At 77.8% G+C, this 1,980-nt stretch carries 2 protein-coding genes; one reads left to right on the plus strand and one right to left on the minus strand.

The genetic code is table 11. The features are described 5' to 3' along the window. The coding region (locus tag R7226_RS31345; RefSeq protein WP_318601495.1) for an aminotransferase-like domain-containing protein at nt 1-1,176 on the plus strand (1,176 nt) is incomplete at its 5' end. Here R7226_RS31345 and R7226_RS31350 read toward each other — a convergent pair. Continuing rightward, nucleotides 1,116-1,980 (minus strand): cryptochrome/photolyase family protein (locus tag R7226_RS31350; protein WP_318601496.1); only part of this gene is annotated, 865 nt, incomplete at its 5' end. The two genes, R7226_RS31345 and R7226_RS31350, sit on opposite strands and share 61 nt — an antisense overlap.

A 1,980-nucleotide genomic window follows, 5' to 3' on the forward strand; every position in this document is an offset into this window, starting at 1 on the left:
GCCGCGCCGCGGACCGTCGCGCCGCCGCGCGCGCCGCTGACCGCGCGCGCCGTGCCCGAGGACTTCCACCCCGGCCTGCCCGACCTCGCCGGCTTCCCGCGCGACGCCTGGCTGCGCTCGCTGCGCGCCGCCGCGCGCGACGCGCCCGACGCCGCCTACGGCTACACCGACCCGGTCGGAGCGCCGGAGCTGCGCGTCGCGCTCGCGAGCTACCTCGCGCGCGCCCGCGGCGTTGCCGCCGAGCCCGAGCGACTGGTCGTCACAAGCGGGCTGACGCAGGGCGTGGCGCTGCTCGCGCGCGCCCTGCGCGCCCACGGAGCGCGACGGGTCGCCGTCGAGGACCCGGGCTTCTTCCTCCATCGGATGGTGCTCGCGCACGCCGGCCTGGAGGTCGTGCCGGTCGCGGTGGACGCCGAGGGGCTGCGGACCGACCTGCTGGCGTCCGTCGAGGCCGACGCCGTGCTCGTCACGCCGGCCCACCAGGCGCCGCTCGGCGGCGTGCTCGGACCGGCGCGGCGGGCGGCGCTGCTGGCGTGGGCCGAGCGGCGCGACGCCGTCGTGATCGAGGACGACTACGACGCCGAGTTCCGCTACGACCGCGAGCCGGTCGGGGCGCTGCAGGGGCTCGCGCCGGAGCGCGTCGCCTACGCCGGCTGCGCGAGCAAGGCGCTGGCGCCCGGACTGCGGCTCGGCTGGTTGGCGCTGCCGGGCGCGCTGGCGGCGCCGTTGAGATGGGAGAAGGCGATGGACGACGTCGGCACGTCGGTGCTCGATCAGCTCGCGCTCGCCGACTTCCTCGCGCGCGGCGAGCTCGACCGCCATCTGCGCCGCATGCGGCCGCGCTACCGTGCCCGCCGCGACGCGCTCGTCGCGGAGCTGGCGCGCGCGCTGCCGCGGTGGCGGGTCAGCGGTGTCGCCGCCGGCGTCAACCTCGTCGCGCTGCTGCCGCCGGCGAGCGACGAGCGGGCGCTGCTGGCGCGGGCCGCGGCGGCCGGCATGATCCTCCACGGCCTCTCGCAGTACCGCGTCGCGCCCGGACCGCCCGGGCTCGTACTCGGCTTCGGCAACCTCAGCGAGCCGGCGATCGCGCGCGGGATCGCGCGGCTGGCGCAGGTCTATGCGGAGCTGGAGGCGGCGGACGCGGCCGAGCCGGAGCCCGCGCCGGCCGCGCGGTAGCGCGCGAGCGCGTGCTGACGCTCCGCTCTGTGGTCGACGACCGGCGCCGGGTAGTCGTCGCCGATGCGGCAGCCGGCGGCGCGCTGCTGCGCGTCGCTCATCCGCCACGGCTCGGCGAGCAGCTCGTCGGGGACGCGCGCCAGCTCGGGCACCCAGCGGCGCACGTAGTCGCCGCCGGGGTCGTGACGCTGCTGCTGCAGCGCGGGGTTGAGGATGCGGCGGAAGGCCGGTGCGGGGTCGACGCCGACGGAGGCGATCCACTGCCAGTTGCCGTTGTTGGAGGCGACGTCGCCATCGAGCAGCCAGCGCATGAACCACGCCTCGCCGGCGCGCCAGTCGAGCTGCAGGTCCTTCGTCAGGAACGAGCCGACGACCAGCCGCGCGCGGTTGTGCATCCAGCCGCTGCCGCGCAGCTGCCGCATCCCGGCGTCGACGAGCGGGTAGCCGGTGCGGCCCTCCTGCCACGCCGCCAGCAGCTCGTCGTCGTGCTCCCACTCGAGCGAGCGCATCCGCTCCTGGTGCTCGCGCTTGAGGTCGGCCGGGTGGTGCAGCAGCACGTGCGCGTAGAAGTCGCGCCAGCCGAGCTGGCGCACGAAGGCGGCCGCGCCGTCGCCGCCGCTGTGCTGCGCGCGCTGCTCGAGCTCACGCGCCGACAGCGTGCCGAAGCGCAGGTGGGCCGACAGCTGCGAGGCGCCGCCGGCGAGCCGGTCGTGGTCGCGCGCGTAGTCGGCCAGCGGGCCGTCGAGCCAGCGCTCGGCGGCGCGGCGGGCGGCCGCCTCGCCGGGCTCCGCCGCCGGCTCGCGG

Origin of the sequence: Conexibacter stalactiti (genome assembly GCF_033542075.1) — a bacterium.
Classification (GTDB): Bacteria; Actinomycetota; Thermoleophilia; order Solirubrobacterales; family Solirubrobacteraceae; genus Conexibacter; species Conexibacter stalactiti.